This window comes from Streptomyces davaonensis JCM 4913 (genome assembly GCF_000349325.1).
Lineage (GTDB): Bacteria > Actinomycetota > Actinomycetes > Streptomycetales > Streptomycetaceae > Streptomyces > Streptomyces davaonensis.
Map to the genome: position 1 here is coordinate 7,561,090 of NC_020504.1, position 18,829 is coordinate 7,579,918.

General features: G+C 72.6%; 18 protein-coding genes. 13 read left to right on the top strand and 5 right to left on the bottom strand.

The window, feature by feature from the left end:
- The first annotated feature begins 70 nt into the window (after positions 1 to 70).
- Together BN159_RS46590 and BN159_RS46595 are read left to right on the top strand one after the other, a co-directional pair.
- Positions 71 to 1,186: a hypothetical protein gene (locus BN159_RS46590; RefSeq protein ID WP_231905771.1), complete on the top strand. Its 1,116-nt coding sequence runs from the start codon at positions 71 to 73 to the stop codon at positions 1,184 to 1,186.
- Positions 1,078 to 1,806, top strand: coding sequence for a tetratricopeptide repeat protein (locus tag BN159_RS46595; RefSeq protein ID WP_197541403.1), 729 nt, complete (start codon positions 1,078 to 1,080; stop codon positions 1,804 to 1,806). Before BN159_RS46590 ends, BN159_RS46595 begins: the two co-directional genes overlap by 109 nt.
- Before the next feature lie 48 nt (positions 1,807 to 1,854).
- On the opposite strand, the gene BN159_RS33420 is transcribed toward BN159_RS46595, so the two are convergent.
- Positions 1,855 to 3,147, bottom strand: coding sequence for a DUF1015 domain-containing protein (locus BN159_RS33420; protein ID WP_015661457.1), 1,293 nt, complete (start codon positions 3,145 to 3,147; stop codon positions 1,855 to 1,857).
- Positions 3,148 to 3,219: 72 nt separating this feature from the next.
- On the opposite strand from BN159_RS33420, the gene BN159_RS33425 reads away from it, so the two are divergent.
- The 4 genes from BN159_RS33425 (at position 3,220) to BN159_RS33440 (ending at position 7,250) form a co-directional block, all read left to right on the top strand.
- On the top strand, positions 3,220 to 4,248 hold the full coding sequence (locus BN159_RS33425) for an HAD hydrolase-like protein (RefSeq protein ID WP_015661458.1): 1,029 nt from the start codon (positions 3,220 to 3,222) through the stop codon (positions 4,246 to 4,248).
- 61 nt (positions 4,249 to 4,309) lie between these two features.
- A complete protein-coding gene (locus BN159_RS33430; protein ID WP_041820198.1) occupies positions 4,310 to 5,353 on the top strand; it encodes a FecCD family ABC transporter permease in 1,044 nt (347 codons plus the stop codon).
- Entirely contained in the window at positions 5,350 to 6,387 is a 1,038-nt protein-coding gene (locus tag BN159_RS33435) for a FecCD family ABC transporter permease (RefSeq protein ID WP_015661460.1), read from the top strand. Before BN159_RS33430 ends, BN159_RS33435 begins: the two co-directional genes overlap by 4 nt.
- Positions 6,384 to 7,250 carry an ABC transporter ATP-binding protein gene (locus BN159_RS33440; protein WP_015661461.1) on the top strand — a complete coding sequence of 289 codons (867 nt, stop codon included), beginning with the start codon at positions 6,384 to 6,386 and terminating at the stop codon, positions 7,248 to 7,250. The genes BN159_RS33435 and BN159_RS33440 overlap by 4 nt, the downstream gene beginning before the upstream one ends.
- An 18-nt stretch (positions 7,251 to 7,268) precedes the next feature.
- On the opposite strand, the gene BN159_RS33445 is transcribed toward BN159_RS33440, so the two are convergent.
- A complete protein-coding gene (locus BN159_RS33445; protein ID WP_015661462.1) occupies positions 7,269 to 7,616 on the bottom strand; it encodes a hypothetical protein in 348 nt (115 codons plus the stop codon).
- A gap of 42 nt (positions 7,617 to 7,658) precedes the next feature.
- On the opposite strand from BN159_RS33445, the gene BN159_RS33450 reads away from it, so the two are divergent.
- The 6 genes from BN159_RS33450 (at position 7,659) to BN159_RS33475 (ending at position 13,682) form a co-directional block, all read left to right on the top strand.
- Positions 7,659 to 7,943, top strand: coding sequence for a hypothetical protein (locus tag BN159_RS33450; protein ID WP_015661463.1), 285 nt, complete (start codon positions 7,659 to 7,661; stop codon positions 7,941 to 7,943).
- Positions 7,944 to 7,950: 7 nt separating this feature from the next.
- Entirely contained in the window at positions 7,951 to 8,766 is an 816-nt protein-coding gene (locus BN159_RS33455; RefSeq protein WP_015661464.1) for a TlyA family RNA methyltransferase, read from the top strand.
- Entirely contained in the window at positions 8,763 to 9,668 is a 906-nt protein-coding gene (locus BN159_RS33460; RefSeq protein WP_015661465.1) for an NAD kinase, read from the top strand. Before BN159_RS33455 ends, BN159_RS33460 begins: the two co-directional genes overlap by 4 nt.
- 54 nt (positions 9,669 to 9,722) lie before the next feature.
- Positions 9,723 to 11,465: a DNA repair protein RecN gene (recN, locus tag BN159_RS33465; protein ID WP_015661466.1), complete on the top strand. Its 1,743-nt coding sequence runs from the start codon at positions 9,723 to 9,725 to the stop codon at positions 11,463 to 11,465.
- Positions 11,466 to 11,565: 100 nt separating this feature from the next.
- The gene (locus tag BN159_RS33470; protein WP_015661467.1) at positions 11,566 to 12,351 is read left to right on the top strand and encodes a hypothetical protein; all 786 of its coding nucleotides are present in this window, start codon (positions 11,566 to 11,568) and stop codon (positions 12,349 to 12,351) included.
- Between the two features lie 188 nt (positions 12,352 to 12,539).
- The gene (locus BN159_RS33475) at positions 12,540 to 13,682 is read left to right on the top strand and encodes a glycosyltransferase family 4 protein (RefSeq protein WP_015661468.1); all 1,143 of its coding nucleotides are present in this window, start codon (positions 12,540 to 12,542) and stop codon (positions 13,680 to 13,682) included.
- Here the strand turns inward: BN159_RS33475 and BN159_RS33480 are convergent.
- The gene (locus BN159_RS33480; RefSeq protein WP_015661469.1) at positions 13,679 to 15,334 is read right to left on the bottom strand and encodes a PucR family transcriptional regulator; all 1,656 of its coding nucleotides are present in this window, start codon (positions 15,332 to 15,334) and stop codon (positions 13,679 to 13,681) included. The two genes, BN159_RS33475 and BN159_RS33480, sit on opposite strands and share 4 nt — an antisense overlap.
- 92 nt (positions 15,335 to 15,426) lie before the next feature.
- On the opposite strand from BN159_RS33480, the gene BN159_RS33485 reads away from it, so the two are divergent.
- Positions 15,427 to 16,368, top strand: a complete 942-nt coding sequence (locus tag BN159_RS33485) for an LLM class F420-dependent oxidoreductase (RefSeq protein WP_015661470.1) — start codon at positions 15,427 to 15,429, stop codon at positions 16,366 to 16,368.
- Here BN159_RS33485 and BN159_RS33490 read toward each other — a convergent pair.
- Positions 16,355 to 17,740, bottom strand: coding sequence for an FAD-binding oxidoreductase (locus BN159_RS33490; RefSeq protein ID WP_015661471.1), 1,386 nt, complete (start codon positions 17,738 to 17,740; stop codon positions 16,355 to 16,357). The two genes, BN159_RS33485 and BN159_RS33490, sit on opposite strands and share 14 nt — an antisense overlap.
- Before the next feature lie 86 nt (positions 17,741 to 17,826).
- On the bottom strand, positions 17,827 to 18,804 hold the full coding sequence (locus BN159_RS33495) for a TauD/TfdA dioxygenase family protein (RefSeq protein WP_015661472.1): 978 nt from the start codon (positions 18,802 to 18,804) through the stop codon (positions 17,827 to 17,829).
- Between the last annotated feature and the right edge of the window lie 25 nt (positions 18,805 to 18,829).

An 18,829-nucleotide genomic window follows, 5' to 3' on the forward strand; every position in this document is an offset into this window, starting at 1 on the left:
TCCACCAACTCTCCCGACGATCGACCGGAGCGCGACCAGCGGCGACGGGACAGTGGGGACCGCGGAGACCGTGGCGGTTACCGCGGCGACCGTGGCGACCGTGGTGACCGTGGCGGCTTCCGTCGTGACGACCGCCGTAGCGACGACCGCCGTGACGGTGGTCGGGGCGGTGACCGTGGTGGGTACGGCCGTCGTGACGACCGGCGCGATGACCGCCGTGACGACAACCGTGGTGGTGACAGCCGCGGTGGCGGCTACGGCCGGCGCGATGACCGGCGTGGTGACGACCGTGACCGTGGTGGTTACGGCCGTCGGGACGATCGGCGTGACGATCGCCGCGATGACCGTGGACCTCGTCCGCCGTTCCGCCGGGACGACCGGCCGGGCGGTCCGCGCCGCGACGACCGCGACCGTGGCTTCCGGCGCGATGACCGCGGCGACCGCCCTGCCTTCCGCCGTGACGACGACCGTGGTGGCCCCCGGCGCGACGATCGCCGTGATGACCACCGTGGTGGCGGCTACGGCCGTGACGAGAACCGTGGTGGCGGCTACGGCCGGCGCGATGACCGCCGCCCCGACGACCGCGACCGTGGCGGCTACGGCCGTCGGGACGACCGCCGCGATGACCGTCGCGACGATCGTCGTGACAGCGACCGTGGCGGGTTCCGACGCGATGATCGCGACCGCGACCGCGACCGTGACCGTGGTGGTTTCCGCGGCGGCGACCGCGACCGTGGCTTCCGCCGTGACGACCGTGGCGACCGCCCCGAGCGCGGTGACCGTGGCGGCTTCCGCCGCGACGAGCGTCCGGGCGGTCCGCGCCGTGATGACAGGCGTGACGACCGGCGGGATGACCGCCGCGACGACCGCCGTGACGGCGACCGCGGCGGCTTCCGTGGCCGCGATGACCGTGGCCCCCGTCGTGACGACCGTGGTCCCCGTCGGGACGACCGCGGTGGGCGTCCGGGTGGGTTCCGGGGGCGGGACGACCGGGGTGGTCGGGACGACCGGCGTGGCGGCGGTTTCGGGCGCCGTGACGATCGGGACCGTGACCGGGACCGCGAGCCGATCAAGCGGCTGCCGATCCCCGAGGACGTCACAGGCGACGAGATCGACAAGGACGTACGGCAGGAGCTGCAGAGTCTGCCGAAGACGCTCGCCGAGGATGTCGCCAAGAACCTGGTGATGGTCGCGCGGCTCATCGACGAGGACCCCGAGGGCGCGTACGGCTACTCCAAGGTGGCGCTGCGGCTGGCGTCGCGCGTCGCCGCCGTACGGGAGGCCGCCGGTTTCGCCGCGTACGCCAACCAGAAGTACTCCGAGGCGCTGGCGGAGTTCCGGGCCGCTCGGCGGATGACCGGTAACGCGGAGCTGTGGCCGCTCATGGCCGACTGCGAGCGTGGGCTCGGGCGGCCGGAGAAGGCGCTGGAGATGGCCGGCGCGCCCGACGTGCACAAGCTGGACAAGGCCGGGCAGGTCGAGATGCGGCTCGTCGCGGCCGGTGCCCGGCGTGACATGGGGCAGCTGGACGCGGCGATCGTGACGCTCCAGAGCCCCGAGCTGGCCTCCAACGCCGTGCAGCCGTGGACCGCGCGGCTGCGGTACGCCTATGCCGACGCGCTGCTGGCGGCCGGGCGGGAGAGCGAGGCGCGGGAGTGGTTCGCGAAGGCCGTGGAGTCCGACAAGGACGGCAGCACGGACGCCTCGGACCGGCTCGCGGAGCTCGACGGTGTCGAGTTCGTCGACGCGTTCACCGATGACGACGAGAGCGCGACGCCGGATGACGACTCCGACAAGGAGGAGTAGGGCGTAGGGGAAAGGGGCGGATCCCGATGGGGTCCGCCCCTTTCGCGTTCACAGGTCCAGCGCGCGCAGGACCAGGCCGGAGGCCGGTTTCGGGCCGAACGACGTCGACTTGCGGGGCATCGTGACGCCCTGTCGGGCCAGGTCGCGGACGACCTCCTCGCGGACCGGGTGCATCAGTACGGCCGTGCCGCCGTCGCGTTCCGCCTTGCGGACGGTGGCCGCCGCGTCGTGGATGTAGGCGATACGGGTCGGGTCGTCCTCGGGGATGTGCCAGATGTGGTCGAGGAGGGTGGCGTGCAGGACTGTCGCGTCCAGGGTGCGCCAGGCCGGTGGGCGGTCGGCGGGGACGGTGCGGGCCAGGAGGCCGGGGTCGGGCCGGTCGAGCAGGTGGAAGGCACCGTCGCCCGCCAGGAGAAAGGCGTTCCCCGCGCGGGCCGCTTCGGCGAGGCTCTCCAGGGCCAACGGGAGGGGGGCCTCCAGGCGCCGGACGCGGAAGCGGTCCTCCAGGGCGGCCACGGCGTCCTGGACCGGCAGGCCGTGCAGGAGGCGGTGGATGGCGCGGACCCGCAGGGGGTAACGGGCCGTGTCGACGAGGAGGACCAGGCCGTAGTCCCAGGGGCTGGGGGAGGGGTGCTCCGCGCGTAGACGGCGATACGTCGCCCAGCGGTGGTGGCCGTCGGCGATCAGCGCCTGGTGGCGGGCCAGGTCGGTCTGGATGCGGTCCAGGTCCTCGGTGGCGGTGATCGCCCACAGGCGGTGCCGGAAGCCGTCCTCGGTGGTGGTGGCGAGCAGCGGGGGCTGCTCGATGATGCGCTCGATCACGGCTGAGGTGTCGGCGGCCGAGCCGTTGCCCCGGTAGGTGAGGAGCAGGGGTTCGAGGTTGGCCGAAGTGGCGCGCATCAGGGCGGCACGGTCGGCGACCACATGCGGCATGACGTCCTCATGGGGCAGGACCACATGCTCCGAGGGGTCCGACAGGCGCAGGGCGCCGATGACTCCGCGCTGGAGCAGGCCGCCGGCGTCGCTCTGCTCGTAGACGTAGAGGCCGGGTTCGTCGTCGGTGGTCAGGACGCCCTCGGAGAGCCAGCGGCGCAGGGTCTGGGCCGCCTGTTCGTTGCGGGTGCTGGGGGTGCCGGCCTGAGGGAGGATCAGCCGGACGATGTTGTGCGGGTCGGCGTCCTGGAGGTGGTGCAGGCCGTCGGGGCGGACGACGACGTCGTACGGAGGGGACGTCACGGCAGCCAGACTGCCGACCCGGTCGGGGTCGTAGCGAAGGCCTCGGAACGGGGTGAGTTCGAGGCCTCGGCGCGCCGTTGCTTCCGAGTGACCTGCTGTGTTCATCCCGGCATCGTACGTGTGTCGGTGGCATGCGGGATGATCGGGGGAAAGCCGTCGAACGAGGAGCGATGCGGAATGAGCCAGAGCGTCAGGACGAGCCCGGCGGGCAGTGGCCGGGCCCTGAGCGAGGCGTACGACACGGCGCTGCTCGATCTGGACGGCGTGGTGTACGCGGGCGGGAACGCGATCGTGCACGCGGTCGATTCGCTGGCCGTGGCTCGTGCGGGCGGGATGCATCTGGCGTACGTCACCAACAACGCTCTGCGGACGCCGGATGCGGTGGCCGAGCATCTGACGGAGCTGGGCATACCGACGGGCGCGGGGGATGTGATCACCTCGGCGCAGGCGGTGGCCCGGCTGATCAGTGAGCAGGTGCCGGAGGGTGCCCGGGTGCTGGTCATCGGGGGCGAGGGGCTGCGGGTGGCGCTGCGCGAGCGCGGGCTCGTGCCGGTGGAGTCGGCGGAGGACGATCCGGCGGCCGTGGTGCAGGGGTACGGCGGTCCCGACCTGACGTGGGGGCGGTTCGCGGAGGCCAGCTATGCCGTCGCGCGCGGGGTGCCGTGGTTCGCGTCCAACACGGACCTGACGATTCCGAGCGGGCGGGGTATCGCGCCCGGCAACGGCGCCGCGGTGGAGGTCGTACGGATAGCCACGGGGGCCGAGCCTCAGGTGGCGGGCAAGCCGTTGCCTCCCATGCACCGGGAGACGATTCTGCGCACCGGTGCCGAGCGGCCGTTGGTGGTCGGGGACCGGCTGGACACGGACATCGAGGGGGCGTTCAACGGCGAGGTGGACTCGCTGCTGGTGCTGACCGGCGTGACCGGCGGCGCCCAGTTGCTCGCGGCGCCGCCGCAGCACCGGCCGACGTATGTGGACGCGGATCTGCGGGGGTTGCTGACCGGGCAGCCGGAGGTCGTGGCCGAGGCGGACGGCTTCCGCTGTGGTGGCTGGAAAGCGACCGCCGGTGCCGAGCGGCTGGAGCTGGACGGCGAGGGTGAGGCGCTGGACGGGCTGCGCGCGCTGTGTGCGGCGGCCTGGACATCGGCCGGCGAGGGTTCGTGCGCGCTGGACGCGGGGAAGGCGCTGGCCAGGCTGGGTTTGTGAGCCCTCGTTCGATACCGACGCGGCATCGAAAGCGCATGGGAGGGTAGGCTAACCTAACTGCGTGTTGGTCGACAGTCCTCCCGAACAGCGCGCGGAGACCGCCCCCGCGCCCCCAACCCGCCGGGCGATACGTCCTCTTGGGCTTCTCCTTTCCGCCATCGTGCTGGTGCTCGTCGCGCTGGCGAGCATCGCGGTCGGCGCGAAGGACCTCTCCCTGGCCCAGGTCTGGCACGGCCTGTTCCAGGACACGGGGACGTACGGCGACGTCGTCGTCGACGACCGGGTCTCCCGGACCGTGCTGGGGCTGCTCGCCGGTGCGGGGCTCGGGCTCGCCGGGGCCGTCCTCCAGGCGCTCACGCGTAATCCGCTGGCCGATCCCGGACTGCTCGGGATCAATGCCGGTGCCTCCGCCGCGGTCGTCACCGCCATCTCCTTCCTCGGCGTCACCTCGATGAGCGGCTACATCTGGTTCGCCTTCTTCGGCGCGGCCGCGGTCGGGGCGCTGGTGTGGTTCCTGGGCGGCAGCCGGGGTGCCACGCCGGTGCGGCTCGCGCTCGCGGGCACCGCGATCAGCGCCGCGCTCTACGGCTATCTCCAGGCCGTCATGATCATGGACGACGCGGCGCTCGGCCGGATGCGTTTCTGGACGGTGGGTTCGCTGTCCTCGGCGACCGACTCGACCATCAAGCAGGTCCTGCCGTTCCTGGTGGTCGGCATGATCCTCGCGCTCGCGCTGGCCCGGCCGCTCAACGCCATGTCGATGGGCGACGACACCGCCAAGGCGCTCGGCGCCCATCTCAACCGAACCCGGGCGCTGTCCATGCTCGCCGCCACCGTGCTGTGCGGCGCCGCGACCGCCGCCTGCGGCCCGATCGTGTTCGTCGGCCTGATGGTGCCGCACGTCGTGCGCTCCTTCACCGGACCCGACCTGCGCTGGATCCTGCCGTACGCGGGTCTGCTGTCGCCCGTGCTGCTGCTCGGCGCCGATGTCATCGGCCGGGTCGTCGCCCGGCCCTCCGAGGTCCAGGTCGGCATCATCACCGCGATCATCGGCGGTCCGGTGTTCATCCTGCTCGTACGACGGCGGAGGACGGCACAGCTGTGAAGACCAACCGTGCGGTGCGGACCCCGGGCGGACTCTCGGTCCGGCTGGACATCCGGGCCCTGACCGTCGTACTCCTGCTGCTGCTCGCGGCGTTGGCGGCGAGCGTGCTGCTGATCGGCACCGGGGACTTTCCCATCTCGGCCGGTGATGTGCTCAAGACGCTGCTCGGCGGCGGCGATCCGGGACAGGAGTTCATCGTCAACGAGCTGCGGCTGCCGCGGGTCCTGGTCGCCCTGCTGGTCGGGGCCTCGCTCGGGCTCGGCGGCGCGCTGTTCCAGGCCGTCTCCCGCAATCCGCTGGGCAGCCCGGACATCCTTGGTCTCGGCCAGGGCGCGACGGCCGGTGCGCTCACGATGATCGTGCTGTTCTCCGGGAGCGCGAACCAGGTCACGATCGGCGCGCTCGTGGGCGGCCTGGTGACCGGTCTGGCGATCTATCTGCTCGCCTGGAAGCAGGGCGTGCACGGATACCGGCTGGTCCTGGTCGGTATCGGCATGTCCGCGATCCTCACCGCCGTCAACGGCTATCTGTTGACCGTCTCCGACATCGTCGACGCGGCTCGCTCGGTCGTCTGGATGACCGGCTCGCTCAGCGGCCGGGACTGGGAGCAGGTCTGGCCGCTGCTCGCGCTGTGCGCCGTACTGGTGCCGCTGGTCCTCGCCAATGCGCGCGGGCTGCGGATGATGGAGATGGGCGACGACGTCTCCCACGCGCTCGGCGTGCGCGTCGAGCGCGTACGGGCGCTGCTGATGATCTCCGCCGTCCTGCTCACCGCGGCCGCCACGGCCGCCGCCGGGCCCGTCAGCTTCGTCGCGCTCACCGCCCCGCAGCTGGCCCGACGGCTGACCCGGTCGCCGGGACCGAACCTGCTGCCCTCCCTGTGCATGGGTGCGGCCCTGCTCGTCGTCGCCGACTGGGCCTCGCAGCGCCTGTTCGGCGCCGACCAGATGCCCGTGGGCGTGGTCACCGGCGTCGTCGGCGGCGTCTACCTGCTGTGGCTGCTGGTCAGCGAACGCCGGGCGGGCCGGATATGAGCGCCACCGCGCACCCCGACAGCGGCACCGCGCACAAGAACACCCCAAGGAGCACCGTGAACCGCCTGTCCGCCGAGAATGTCACCCTCGCCTATGACCAGCGGGTCATCGCCGAGCAGCTGTCGGTGGAGATCCCCGACAAATCCTTCACGGTGATCGTCGGCCCGAACGCCTGCGGCAAGTCCACGCTCCTGCGGGCGCTGTCGCGGATGCTCAAGCCGAACCAGGGCCGGGTGCTGCTGGACGGACAGGTCATCCAGTCGATGCCGGCGAAGAAGGTCGCCCGCACCCTCGGTCTGCTGCCGCAGTCGTCCATCGCGCCCGACGGCATCACCGTCGGCGACCTGGTCGGCCGTGGCCGCTACCCGCACCAGGGCATCCTGCGCCAGTGGTCCACCGAGGACGAGCGCGTCGTCCAGGAGTCGATGCGGCAGACCGGGGTGGCCGAGCTGGCCGAGCGCTACGTCGACGAACTCTCCGGCGGGCAGCGCCAGCGCGTGTGGATCGCGATGGCGCTCGCCCAGCAGACCCCGCTGCTGCTCCTCGACGAGCCGACCACCTACCTGGACATCCAGCACCAGATCGACGTCCTCGACCTGTGCGCGGAGCTGCACGAGGAGCAGGGCCGCACGCTGGTCGCCGTACTGCACGACCTCAACCACGCCGCCCGGTACGCCACCCACCTCATCGCCCTCAAGGGCGGCGAGGTCATCGCGGAGGGCGCGCCGAACGACATCGTCACGGCCGAGCTGGTCGAGGAGGTCTTCGGGCTGCGCTGCCAGATCATCGAGGACCCGGAGACGGGTACGCCGCTGGTGGTGCCGGCCGCGCGCAAGGCACGTACGGTCAAGGCTTCCGCCTGAGCTGGAGAAGCTCCTGAGTCAGAGAAGCTTGCGCAGGACGAGGAGGTCGCGCACGCCCGCGTGCAGCTTCACCCGTCCCGAGCCCCAGGCCTTGGCGAAGTGCAGCTCGCCGCCGACCAGCGCGACCAGGTCGTCCCCGGTCATGGCCAGTCTGATCTGGGCCTTCTCCGACGGCGGGCCCTGGATCGTGTCGTGCACATGGATCCGGCCCCCTTGGAGGCGGCCGGCGAAGGTGACGTCCAGGTCGGTGATGTGGCAGCTCACCGAGCGGTCCAGGGCGGCCGCCGTGCGGACGTCCCCCTCGGCGTGCTGCATGTTGTCCGAGAGCTTTTCGAGTGCGGCGCGGCACTCTTCGATCGTGGCCATCGCGGTCGACGGTACCGCAGCGCTTCGGGGTAGCGTCTGGGCATGAGCGACGCAGTCCCCGAGACGGAGACTCCCCAGGAGGCGGTGGAGCCGGCGCACGACCCCGCTGCCCCCGCCCCTTTGAACGTGCCCCGCACGCCCACCGGCAACGCCGAGGTCGACGCCCAGCTGGAACGGCTGGCCGACGCCGACCACCTCGCCACGGACGGACATGTCGAGGTGTACGAGGATGTACACCAGGGGCTGCGCGACGCGCTCACCGCGCTCGACGCCCGCCCGGGACCTCCGGCGCCCCCGTCGTCTTCGTCGTATGGCAGTAGGAGCTGAACCGAACGTGGCAGGAGTCGCACGTCGCCGTCTGGACGCCGAGCTGGTCCGGCGGAAGCTCGCGCGCTCGCGCGAGCACGCAAGCCAGTTGATCGCCGCCGGGCGGGTCACCGTCGGCAAGACCGTCGCGACCAAGCCGGCCACCCAGGTGGAGACCGCCGCCGCGATCGTCGTCTCCTCCGACGACAGCGATCCCGAGTACGTCTCGCGCGGCGGCCACAAGCTCGCCGGCGCGCTGGCCGCCTTCGTCCCGCAGGGGCTCCTCGTCAAGGGGCGGCGGGCGCTGGACGCGGGGGCGTCCACCGGCGGCTTCACGGACGTACTGCTGCGGGCCGGGGCCGCGCACGTGGTCGCCGTGGACGTCGGTTACGGCCAACTCGCCTGGACTCTCCGGAGTGATGAACGCGTCACCGTCAAGGACCGTACGAACGTACGCGAGTTGACGCTCGAAGCGATCGATGGGGAGCCAGTGGATCTTGTGGTCGGGGATCTGTCCTTCATCCCGCTCGGACTGGTGCTGCCCGCCCTTGTGCGGTGCGTGAAGCCGGACGCCGATCTGGTGATGATGGTCAAGCCGCAGTTCGAGGTGGGCAAGGAGCGGCTGGGCAGCGGGGGTGTGGTGCGCAGTCCGGAACTGCGCGCCGAGGCGGTACGGGGTGTGGCACAGCGGGCCTGGGAACTGGGGCTCGGGGTGCGGGGGGTCACGGCGAGTCCACTGCCGGGGCCGTCCGGGAATGTCGAGTACTTTCTCTGGCTGCGGTCCGGGGCACTGGCGCTGGACCCGGCCGACGTTGACCGTGCAGTGGCGGAGGGGCCGCGTTGACACAGAACCGAGCTCGTACTGTTTTCCTGCTGGCCCACACCGGTCGCCCCGCGGCGATCCGCAGCGCGGAGCTGGTGGTGAAGGGGCTGCTGCGGTCCGGTATCGGGGTGCGTGTGCTGGAGGCGGAGGCCGCCGATCTGCCGCTGCCGGAGAGCGTGGAACTGGTCAAGGAGGCGACTCCGCAGTGCCTGGACGGCTGCGAGCTGCTGATCGTGCTCGGGGGTGACGGGACGCTGCTGCGCGGCGCGGAGTTCGCTCGGGCGTCCGGGGTGCCGATGCTGGGCGTGAATCTGGGGCGGGTCGGGTTCCTCGCGGAGGCCGAGCGGGACGATCTGGACAAGGTCGTCGACCGGGTGGTCACCAAGGCGTACGAGGTCGAGGAGCGGATGACGGTCGATGTCGTCGTCCACCAGAACGGCGACATCGTGCACACGGACTGGGCGCTGAACGAGGCGGCGGTGCAGAAGGCGGGCGCCGAGAAGCTGTTGGAAGTGGTGCTGGAGATCGACGGGCGGCCGGTCACCGGGTTCGGGTGTGACGGGATCGTGCTGTCGACGCCCACCGGTTCCACCGCGTATGCCTTCTCCGCCGGTGGGCCTGTGGTGTGGCCCGAGGTCGAGGCGCTGCTGATGGTCCCGATCTCCGCGCATGCGCTGTTCGCCAAGCCGTTGGTCACGTCGCCGGACTCCGTGTTGGCGGTTGAGGTGTTGCCTCATATTCCGCCGGGGGTTCTGTGGTGTGACGGGCGGCGGACTGTCGAGTTGCCGCCGGGGGCGCGGGTCGAGGTGCGGCGGGGGGCTGTGCCGGTGCGGCTGGCCCGGCTGCATCACGCTTCGTTCACGGATCGGCTTGTTGCGAAGTTTGCGCTGCCTGTTTCCGGGTGGCGGGGGGCGCCGCACTAGATCTCCACTCCCGTGGGTGACAGGGTGCCTCGCGTCCTGGCGGCCCAACCTCGTATGGTCTTGTCCGTGCTGGAAGAGATGCGGATACGGTCGCTCGGAGTCATCGATGACGCGGTCGTCGAGCTGTCGCCCGGGTTCACCGCGGTCACGGGTGAGACGGGTGCGGGCAAGACCATGGTGGTCACCAGCCTCGGGTTGCTGCTCGGTGGGCGTGCGGATCCGGCGCTGGTGCGGATCGGCGCCGAGAAGGCGGTGGTCGAGGGGCGGGTCACCGTGCCCGAGGGCACCTCGGCCGTCGTCCGGGCCGAGGAGGCCGGGGCCGAGCTCGACGACGGGGCGCTGCTGATCAGCCGTACCGTTTCCGCCGAGGGACGGTCGCGGGCCCATGTGGGTGGGCGCAGTGTGCCGGTCGGGCTGCTCGCCGAGCTGGCCGACGATCTGGTGGCCGTGCACGGGCAGACCGACCAGCAGGGGCTGTTGAAGCTGTCCCGGCAGCGGCAGGCGCTCGACCGGTACGCGGGGGACGCCGTCGCGGTGCCGCTCGCCAAGTACGGCGAGGCCTACCGGCGGCTGCGGGCCGTCGCCACCGAGCTGGACGAGATCACCACACGCGCGCGTGAGCGGGCCCAGGAAGCCGACATGCTGCGCTTCGGGCTCGACGAGATCGCGGGCGTCGAGCCGCGCGCCGGTGAGGACGTGGAGCTGGCGGAGGAGGCGGAGCGGCTCGGGCACGCGGAGGCGCTGTCGTCCGCCGCCACGGCCGCTCACGCGGCCCTTGCCGGTAATCCCGAGGACCCCGAGGGCATCGACGCCGCCACGCTCGTCGCGGGTGCGCAGCGGGCGCTGGACGCCGTACGGTCGCACGATCCGGCGCTGGCGGCGCTCGCCGACCGGATCGGGGAGATCGGGATCCTGCTCGGCGATGTGGCGGGCGAGTTGGCGGGGTACGCCGACGACCTCGACGCGGATCCGCTGCGGCTGGCGGCCGTCGAGGAGCGGCGGGCGGCGCTGACGGCTCTGACCCGGAAGTACGGCACCGATGTCGCCGCCGTGCTCACCTGGGCCGAGGAAGGCGCGGCACGGCTGACCGACCTGGACGGCGACGACGAGCGGATCGACGAGCTGACCGCCGAGCGGGACGCGCTGCGGGTCGAACTGGGTGGTCTTGCACAGGCCCTGACGGACGCGCGGACCGAGGCCGCCGAGCGGTTCGCGGCCGCGGTGACCGCCGAGCTGGCTTCGCTGGCGATGCCGCACGCGCGCGTGTCCTTCGACATCCGGCAGAGCGAGGACCCGGAGGGCGTGGAGGTCGGCGGGCGTGCGGTCGCGTACGGGCCGGCCGGTGCGGACGAGGTCGAGCTGCTGCTCGCCCCCCATCCTGGGGCGCCGCCCCGGCCCATCGCCAAGGGGGCGTCCGGTGGTGAGCTGTCCCGCGTGATGCTGGCCGTGGAGGTCGTGTTCGCGGGGACGGATCCGGTGCCGACGTATCTGTTCGACGAGGTCGACGCGGGCGTCGGCGGCAAGGCCGCGGTCGAGATCGGGCGGCGGCTGGCGAAGCTGGCGAAGACCGCGCAGGTTGTCGTCGTGACTCATCTTCCGCAGGTCGCGGCGTTTGCCGACCGGCAGTTGCTGGTGGAGAAGACCAACGACGGTTCGGTTACGCGGTCCGGTGTGAAGGTGCTGGAGGGGGAGGAGCGGGTCCGGGAGCTGTCTCGGATGTTGGCGGGGCAGGAGGATTCGGAGACTGCTCGGGCGCATGCGGAGGAGTTGTTGGCGACGGCTCGGGGGGACGGGTAGCGCCTATTCGGGGGTGCGGATTGGTTGTTCGGCGGCTGCGGGTGTGTGGGGGCTGGTCGCGCAGTTCCCCGCGCCCCGATAGGCATGCTTGGGTTGCGGGATGATCAGTCGTGCTGTCCTCACCGGCCTTCTCACCCGCGCCAGTCTTTCCCTTCTCCGTGCCCAGGCCCCCGGCCGTGGGCAGCGCTTGAACCACGCTGGGCGGGCCCTCGACCTGCATGCCGGGCCCGCTAGCGCCTTGGCCGGTGCCATCGGTATCGCTCAGCTCAAGCCCGGCGTCGGGGCTGCCGTGCTCGTCGCCGGGGCCTGTGGGGCGTACGACGATGTCTTCGGTGCCGGGGATCCGCGACGTGGGTTTCGGGCGCATCTGTCCGCGCTCCGGGACGGTGAAGTCACCAGCGGTGCCGTCAAGTTGTTCGGCGTCGGGGCGGCCGGGCTGCTCGCGGGTGCGCTGCTCAAGGAGCGGGCCGTGGACAAGCTGCTCGCCGGGGTGGTCGTCGCCGGTACCGCGCACTTCGTCAACCTGGTGGACGTACGGCCGGGGCGGGCCGTGGGTGCGGTGCTCGCCCTCGGGGCGCCTGGACTGCTGCGGGGCGGTGCCGCGCGGGAGTTGAGCGCCGCCGCTATGGGGGCCGCCGCTGCCGTGCTCCCGGACGACGTCGGCGAGCGGTCCATGCTCGGTGACACGGGGGCGCACGCGCTGGGTGCGGCCCTGGGCGCCGCGATCGTCGCGGGTAACGGGCGGGCCGGGCTGGTGGCGCACGCGGCGGCGGTCGTGGGCGCGGCGGTGTACGGGGACGCGGTGAGCGAGGTGGCGCGGTCGGGGGCTCGGCCCGCGCTTCAGTGCGCTGCGAACACCCGTACCATCGCTCACCCGAGTGGGTGAGCGGACGGCACTTCCGGCCGTACCCGTCACGGTTCCCGTGAACCCCGGCATTGCCGGAACGGCCGCGCGTCCTGGCATCCTTGGCAGTGCATGTCGTACGCGCAGGGATCCACGCGGTTCACCCCCTCCGCTCGATCCTTCTGTACTTTCTTCGTGACCGCCCGACCCCGAACCAGGAGCCTGGCCACGTGACCCCCGTGAGCAGCCACTCACCGCACGGCCAGTCGCCGCTGCGCACCGTGCAGGTGCTGGGCGGAGGCAACGCCGGCAGCAGCGTGCATGTGCGATCGCTGGCCTCGGGGCTCGTGGCGAGAGGCGTGCGGGTCACGGTGTGCGCCCCCACGGAGGCCGATCACCTCTACGACTTCAGCGGGGTCGGCGCCGAACACGTGGATGTGCCGCGCAGCAGCGATCCCGGTTCCGTCGCCGCGCTCCGGGCGGCCTGCGCGGACGCCGACCTGGTGCACGCGCACGGGCTGCACGCCTCCTTCCGTGCCGTCCTCGCGCTGAGCGGGCGCCGTACGCCTCTTGTGGTCACCTGGCACGACCGCGCGTATGCCGAGGGTGCCCGCGCCCATCTCGTACGGCTGCTGGAGCGGCGGGTCGCCAAGGCGGCGTCCGTCGTGCTCGGCACCACCTCCGCGCTCGTGGACCGGGCCCGGCGCACCGGTGCGCGGGACGCCCGGCTGGCCGCCGTGTCGCTGCCCGGACCCCGCCGTACCGCCGAGAACGAGCACGCCGACACCGAGCGGCTCAGCCCCAAGGTGCGGGCCGAACTCGGGGCCACCGGGCGCCCGTTGCTGATCGCCGTCGGATCTCTCGACCGGCATCGCGGCTACGAGGTCCTGCTGGACGCCGCGCGCGTATGGCGGCGCCTGGATCCCCTGCCGCTCGTCGTCATCGCGGGCGAGGGTCCGCTGCGGGGCGAACTCCAGCGCCGTATCGAGGAAGAGGGGCTGCCGGTGCGGCTCATCGGGCGGCGCGACGACGTGCGCGAGCTGCTCGCCGCCGCCGATCTCGCCGTGCTGCCCAGCCGTTGGGAGGCGCGGTCCGTGCTCGCGCAGGAAGCCCTCCACGCGCGCGTGCCGCTGGTCGCGACCGAGGTCGGGGGGCTGCCCGAACTCGTCGGCGACGCCGCCGAACTCGTGCCGTACGGCCATCCGCAGGCCCTCGCCGAGGCCGTCGTAGGACTGCTCGGTGACCCTGATCGGTGCGAGCTGCTCAGGGAGCGGGGGGTGCGGCAGGCGGCGACCTGGCCGACCGAGGACGAGACGGTGGCCCAAGTGCTCAGTGTGTACGACGAGTTGACCCAGCCGCGGCCGTTGATCTAGGGAACGTGGCGGCGGGCGCGCAGGGCGAGGCTCAACGCCAGTACCGCCTGGGGGTCGTCCAGGTCCGTGCCGAGCAACTCGCCGATGCGGGCCAGGCGGTTGTAGAGGGTCTGGCGGTTCAGGTGCAGTTCGCGGGCCGTTTCCGCCTTGCGGCCCGCGTGGGCCAGATAGGTCTGGAGCGTCGGCAGCAGCGGGGGCTTGGAGCGGGCGTCGTGGTCGCGCAGCGGGCCGATCGCGCGGTCCACGAAGGCCGCGAGGTCGGGATGGTCGCGCAGCCGCCACAGCAGCAGGTCGATGTCCAGGCGGCGGGCGTCGTACCAAGGGCGGTCGGTCAGGCCCTGCGCCGCCGTGGCCGTCTCCGCCGCGTGCCGCAGGCTCGCCGAGGCCGCCGCCCAGCCGCCCGCGACGCCCACCACCACGACCGGCGGCTGTGCCCCGGGCCGCTGCATCCCGGCCCGTTCCACCCCGGCCCGCAGCGCCGCCGCGACCCGGTCCGCGACCGCCGAGCGCTCCGACTCCGAGCGCAGGCCCAGGAGAAGGGGGACCCGGCCCTCCACCGGACGTACGCCCAGCAGCACCGGAACCCCCACCGAGGCCAGCTCCTCGGCGACCGCGCGGGCCAGTACCGCCCAGCCGCCGCCCGGGGACAGCGCGTCGCCGAGGCGCATCACCACCGGGAGCAGGGGGCTGTCGCCCGGCTTGAAGCCCAGCACGCGTGCCTGCGCGGGCGCGTCCTCCGCGGCGATCCGTCCCTCGGCGAGGTCGGTGAGGAAGTCGCCGCGGCCCCGGGCCGCCAGCTCCTCCTCCTGGCGGGCCTGCATCAGGACCACGGCGAGGATGCCTGCGGCCCGTTCACCCGCGATCCGGTGCACCGGTGCCAGCGGACCCCGTACCGGGAGCAGCACCAGCCGTGCGCGGACCGAGCCCGTGCCCGGACCCCCGCCCGGCACGTCGACCAGGACCGAGCCCGCCGGCGGCGGCGCGTCCTTGTGCTGGCCGCGCAGGCCCTCCCACACCTGGAGCGGATCGGCGTTCTCAGGTCCCGAGCCGGCCGCGTACAGGAGCTGGCCGTCGGTGGTCTCCAGGAACACCGGGTTGTCGCTGAAGTCGGCGAGGATGCCCAGCACCTGGGGGATCCCGCCGCCGCCCAGCAGGGCCTCGGTGCAGCGACGGTGCACCTCCTCGGCGCGCTGGAGGAGCGCGTAGTGGCCGTTGACGATCTCGGTGTGGATCTCCTCGGTGACCGTCACGAACGGCACCTCGCGGTGCAGTTGGACCAGCGGAAGGCCGGCCGACCGTGCCGTGTCGACGAGGGCCGCGGGCAAGCGGGTGAAGCGCGGGCCCAGCTCCACCACCAGGGCGGCGATGCCCCGCTCGGCCAGCGTGCGGACGAACGCGCGCTGTTCGGCCGGGCGGGTGCCGAGGCCGTAGCCGGTGGTCAGCAGCAGCTCGCCGCCCTTGAGCAGCGAGGCGATGTTGGGCACCTCGCCGGCGTGCACCCAGCGCACGGTGCGCCCCAGCCGGTCGGCGCCCGCCAGGATCTCCGGGAGCCCGCCGCGCAGGCCGGGCAGCTCCAGTGCCCGCTGCACGGTGATCCCGGCGCCCTGGGTGTCGAATCTGCCGGCCCCGCCGCTGTCCTTGCCGCTGTCCATAGGCGGACGCTACCTGGGCCCGTGCCTCCGGGACATCTCCGGGCGGTGCGGCAGGCCGGTTGGGGTGCCCATGGCGGGGTAGCCGCGCCTGCATGGAATTCAGTGTGGTCGCCGTGGCGCGGGAGGACGACAGTGCGATCGAGGAGCCGTTGCGGGTGGCGCTGGCCGCCGACCGGCTCGGCTATCGGGAGGTGTGGGCGGGGGAGGGGCCGACCTGGGACTCCTTCGTCCTCGCCACGGCGATCGGGCGGTGCACCGAGCGGGTCGCGCTGACGGCGGGCCCGGTGCCGGTGTCGGTACGCGATCCGCTGACGATCGTGCGGGGCGCGGCCTCCTGCGCGGCGGTGACGGGCCGGTCGGTCGGGGTGGCGCTGGGTACGTCGAGCAAGCGGGTCGTGGAGGGGGTGCACGGGCGGGCCCGGGTGCGCCCGGCGGCGGTACTGGAGGAGTCGGCGGCGGCCGTGCGGGCGCTGCTGCCCGTCGCGCCGGGTGAGCCGGTCGTGCCCGGCAGCGGCTTCCTGCGTCGGCACCGGGCGCCCGGCGGTCCGCTCACCGTGGCGGCCTTCGGCGAGCGGGCCATCGGCACGGCGGCCCGGCACGCCGACCGCATGCTCCTCGACACGGTCTCCCCGGAACAGGTCCGCGAACTCCGGGCCGAACTGCACGCCGCGGCCGAGCGGGAGGGCCGTACGCCTCCCACGCTGGCCGCCTGGCTGCCCGCCGCGGTCGACCCCGACGCAGCGTCCCTGGCCCAGATCCTGCGCGGCATCGACGGGTACCTGACGGTGCCGGGCTACCGCGAGGTGTTCGCTGCCGCCGGGCTCGGCGAGGCGGTGCGGCGGGCGGCGGCGGGGGAGGAGCCGCGGGTGCCCGAGGCGGCGGCGGGCGTCATGGGCCTGGTCGGCGACCTGGACACCGTACGCGCGCGGGTGGACGCCTACGCGGAGGCCGGCCTGGACGAGATCGCGCTGGTCCCGGCGACGGCCGGGGATCCGGGCGGGGAAAGGACGCTGGCGGCGCTCACCTCGGCTTGATGTTGTGGTTGAAGCGGAACACGTTGTCCGGGTCGTACTGGCGCTTGATCTCCTCCATGCGCCGGTAGTTGTCCGCGCCGAGCCCGGCGATCACCCGGTCCGGGCCCTCCGTGCCGATGAAGTTGAGGTAGACCGCGCCCGTGCTCCAGGGCTGTGCGCCGGCCCGGACGTCCCGGACCCACTGGATGCCCCGCTCGTCGTCCGCCGCGTCCTCCCACATGCCGAAGGGGTGCGTGGCCCAGGGTGCGTCCCGGTAGGGCACCGGGAACTCGTGCGGACCGTCGGCGATGGCGCCGCCCTGCGGGAACACCACATGGATGGTCCCGGACGGCACGGGCATCGACTCGGCGCCCGCGCAGAACACGTCGACGTAGTCGTTCGGCAGCCCCGTCAGATACTCCGCCGACCAGTAGTTCCGCATGCCCGGCGGATCGTCGATCATGCACTGCGCGTCGACGTACGGTATCGCCCCGACGACGACCTCCACCTCGTGCGGCAGCGCCAGCAGCGGCTCGGCCACCTTGCGCATGTCCGCCTCGCCCCCGGCGTAGGTCAGGACCGCCGCGCACAGCAGGGTGCCCTGGAGGTGCGGCGGGCAGAACTCCTCGGGCGGGCCGGTGAGATACAGGACGCCGCCGCTCGCCTCGTTCGGTGCCACGGCGATCAGGTCGCGGTAGGTGCGTACGACCTCGTTCCCGTACTCCGGGAGGTACAGCAGGAACGCGAGGGAGAACTCGGGCAGTTCGTAGAGCTTCAGGGTGAGCGAGGTCGCCACGCCGAAGTTGCCGCCACCGCCGTGCAGCGCCCAGAACAGGTCCGGGTTCTCGTCGGCGCTCGCGTGGACCTGACGGCCGTCGGCGGTGACCAGTTCGACGGCGATGAGGTTGTCGACGGCCAGCCCGCTCCAGCGGTCCAGCCAGCCCGAGCCGCCGCCGAGCACGAAGCCGCCGACGCCGGTGGTGGAGACCCGGCCGCCGGTCGTGACCAGACCGTGCGCCTGGGTCGCGTGGTCCAGGTCGCTCATCGTCGCGCCGCCCGAGACCCGTACCGCCTCGGCCGCCGGGTCCACCGTGACCCCGCGCATATGGCGCAGGTCGACGACCAGACCGCCGTCGTTGAGCGCCGAGCCCGCCACGCTGTGGCCGCCGCCGCGCACCGCGATGTTCAGATCCAGATCCCGGGCGAAGCGCACCGAGCGCACGACGTCGGCCTCGTCCACGCACTGCGCGATGACGGCGGGGCGCTTGTCGATCATCGCGTTGAAGACGATGCGGGCGTCGTCGTAGCCCGGGTCGCCCGGGGCGAACACATCACCGCTGAGATCCTCGCGCAGCGCGGAGAGCGCCGCGCCCGCCTTCGAAGGGGAAGCCATGGCCGCCCCCTTTCCGGAAAGGGGGAATTGTCCGCTTCCAGCGTAGGCGGGCCCGGCCCGACAGGCTCGCTCAGGCGCTGCTCCCGCTACCAGGCGCGCATCGGCTCCCCGGACACCAGTCGCGAGACGAATCCATCAGGTCCCTGCGCGGGCTCGCCGAGCACGGTGACGCGGTGCATCACCCGGTCGACGTCCAGGTGCGCGAAGTCGGTGGGGGCGAGATGGCAGGTGCTGCGGTTGTCCCAGAAGGCCATGGAACCGGGCTCCCAGCGGAACCGGACGGTGTACTCGGCGCTGGTCAGATGCTGGAAGAGCAGTTCCAGCAGATGGCGGCTCTCCAGTTCGGTGAACCCGGTGATCCGGGTGGTCGAGCCGGGGCTGACGAAGAGCGCCTTCTCGCCCGTCTCGGGGTGGACGCGTACCACCGGGTGCACGGCGACCTGCGGGTCCTCGCAGTAGAGCTTGAGGATCTCGCGGTCCCGTTCGTCGGAGTGGCGCAGATGGACGGCGGTGAAGAAGGCGTGCTCCGCCGTCAGCCCGTCCACGAACTCCCGCAGCGGCGCCGACAGGCCCTCGTAGGCGGCGACCGTGTTGGTCCACTGGGTGTCGCCGCCGAAGTCCGGGGTCTTCTCGGCACGCAGGATCGACAGGCTGGGCGGATTGACCGCCTGGGTGAGATCGCTGTGCCAGCCCGCGAGCGGGGAGAGCCACTTGCGGCGGTAGTGCTCCTCGAAGTCGGCGCCGTAGCGCTCGGTGTCCCGCTTGGGGTCGACGGTGAGGATCTCCGGGTGGCCCTCGGGGTGGACGCCGTGCTTCTTGCCGGGGCGCCGGGTCAGCGCGCCGAAGCGGCGGCCGAAGGCGATGTGCTGGGCGTGGGTGAGGTCCTGGCCGCGGAAGAACACGACGCGGTGGGTCAGCACGGCCTGGCGGATCTCCGCCACGGTCGCCTCGTCGAGTTCCTCCCGCAGGTCGACGCCCGAGATCTCGGCGCCTATTCGGCCGGCGACCTGCTGGACGGTGATTTCGGTGAGCTGTGCGCTGGATGTCACGGAACTGCCTTTCATGATCGGTCGGACGCGTACGGTCGTG

Coding starts and splice junctions, on each gene's coding strand:
- BN159_RS33480 (WP_015661469.1), bottom strand. CDS start 15,334: ATGGACAGCGGCAAGGACAGCGGCGGGGCCGGCAGATTCGACACCCAG.
- BN159_RS33485 (WP_015661470.1), top strand. CDS start 15,427: ATGGAATTCAGTGTGGTCGCCGTGGCGCGGGAGGACGACAGTGCGATC.
- BN159_RS33445 (WP_015661462.1), bottom strand. CDS start 7,616: ATGGCCACGATCGAAGAGTGCCGCGCCGCACTCGAAAAGCTCTCGGAC.
- BN159_RS33470 (WP_015661467.1), top strand. CDS start 11,566: ATGATCAGTCGTGCTGTCCTCACCGGCCTTCTCACCCGCGCCAGTCTT.
- BN159_RS33420 (WP_015661457.1), bottom strand. CDS start 3,147: ATGAACACAGCAGGTCACTCGGAAGCAACGGCGCGCCGAGGCCTCGAA.
- BN159_RS33490 (WP_015661471.1), bottom strand. CDS start 17,740: ATGGCTTCCCCTTCGAAGGCGGGCGCGGCGCTCTCCGCGCTGCGCGAG.
- BN159_RS33450 (WP_015661463.1), top strand. CDS start 7,659: ATGAGCGACGCAGTCCCCGAGACGGAGACTCCCCAGGAGGCGGTGGAG.
- BN159_RS33440 (WP_015661461.1), top strand. CDS start 6,384: ATGAGCGCCACCGCGCACCCCGACAGCGGCACCGCGCACAAGAACACC.
- BN159_RS33425 (WP_015661458.1), top strand. CDS start 3,220: ATGAGCCAGAGCGTCAGGACGAGCCCGGCGGGCAGTGGCCGGGCCCTG.
- BN159_RS33495 (WP_015661472.1), bottom strand. CDS start 18,804: ATGAAAGGCAGTTCCGTGACATCCAGCGCACAGCTCACCGAAATCACC.
- recN (WP_015661466.1), top strand. CDS start 9,723: ATGGTCTTGTCCGTGCTGGAAGAGATGCGGATACGGTCGCTCGGAGTC.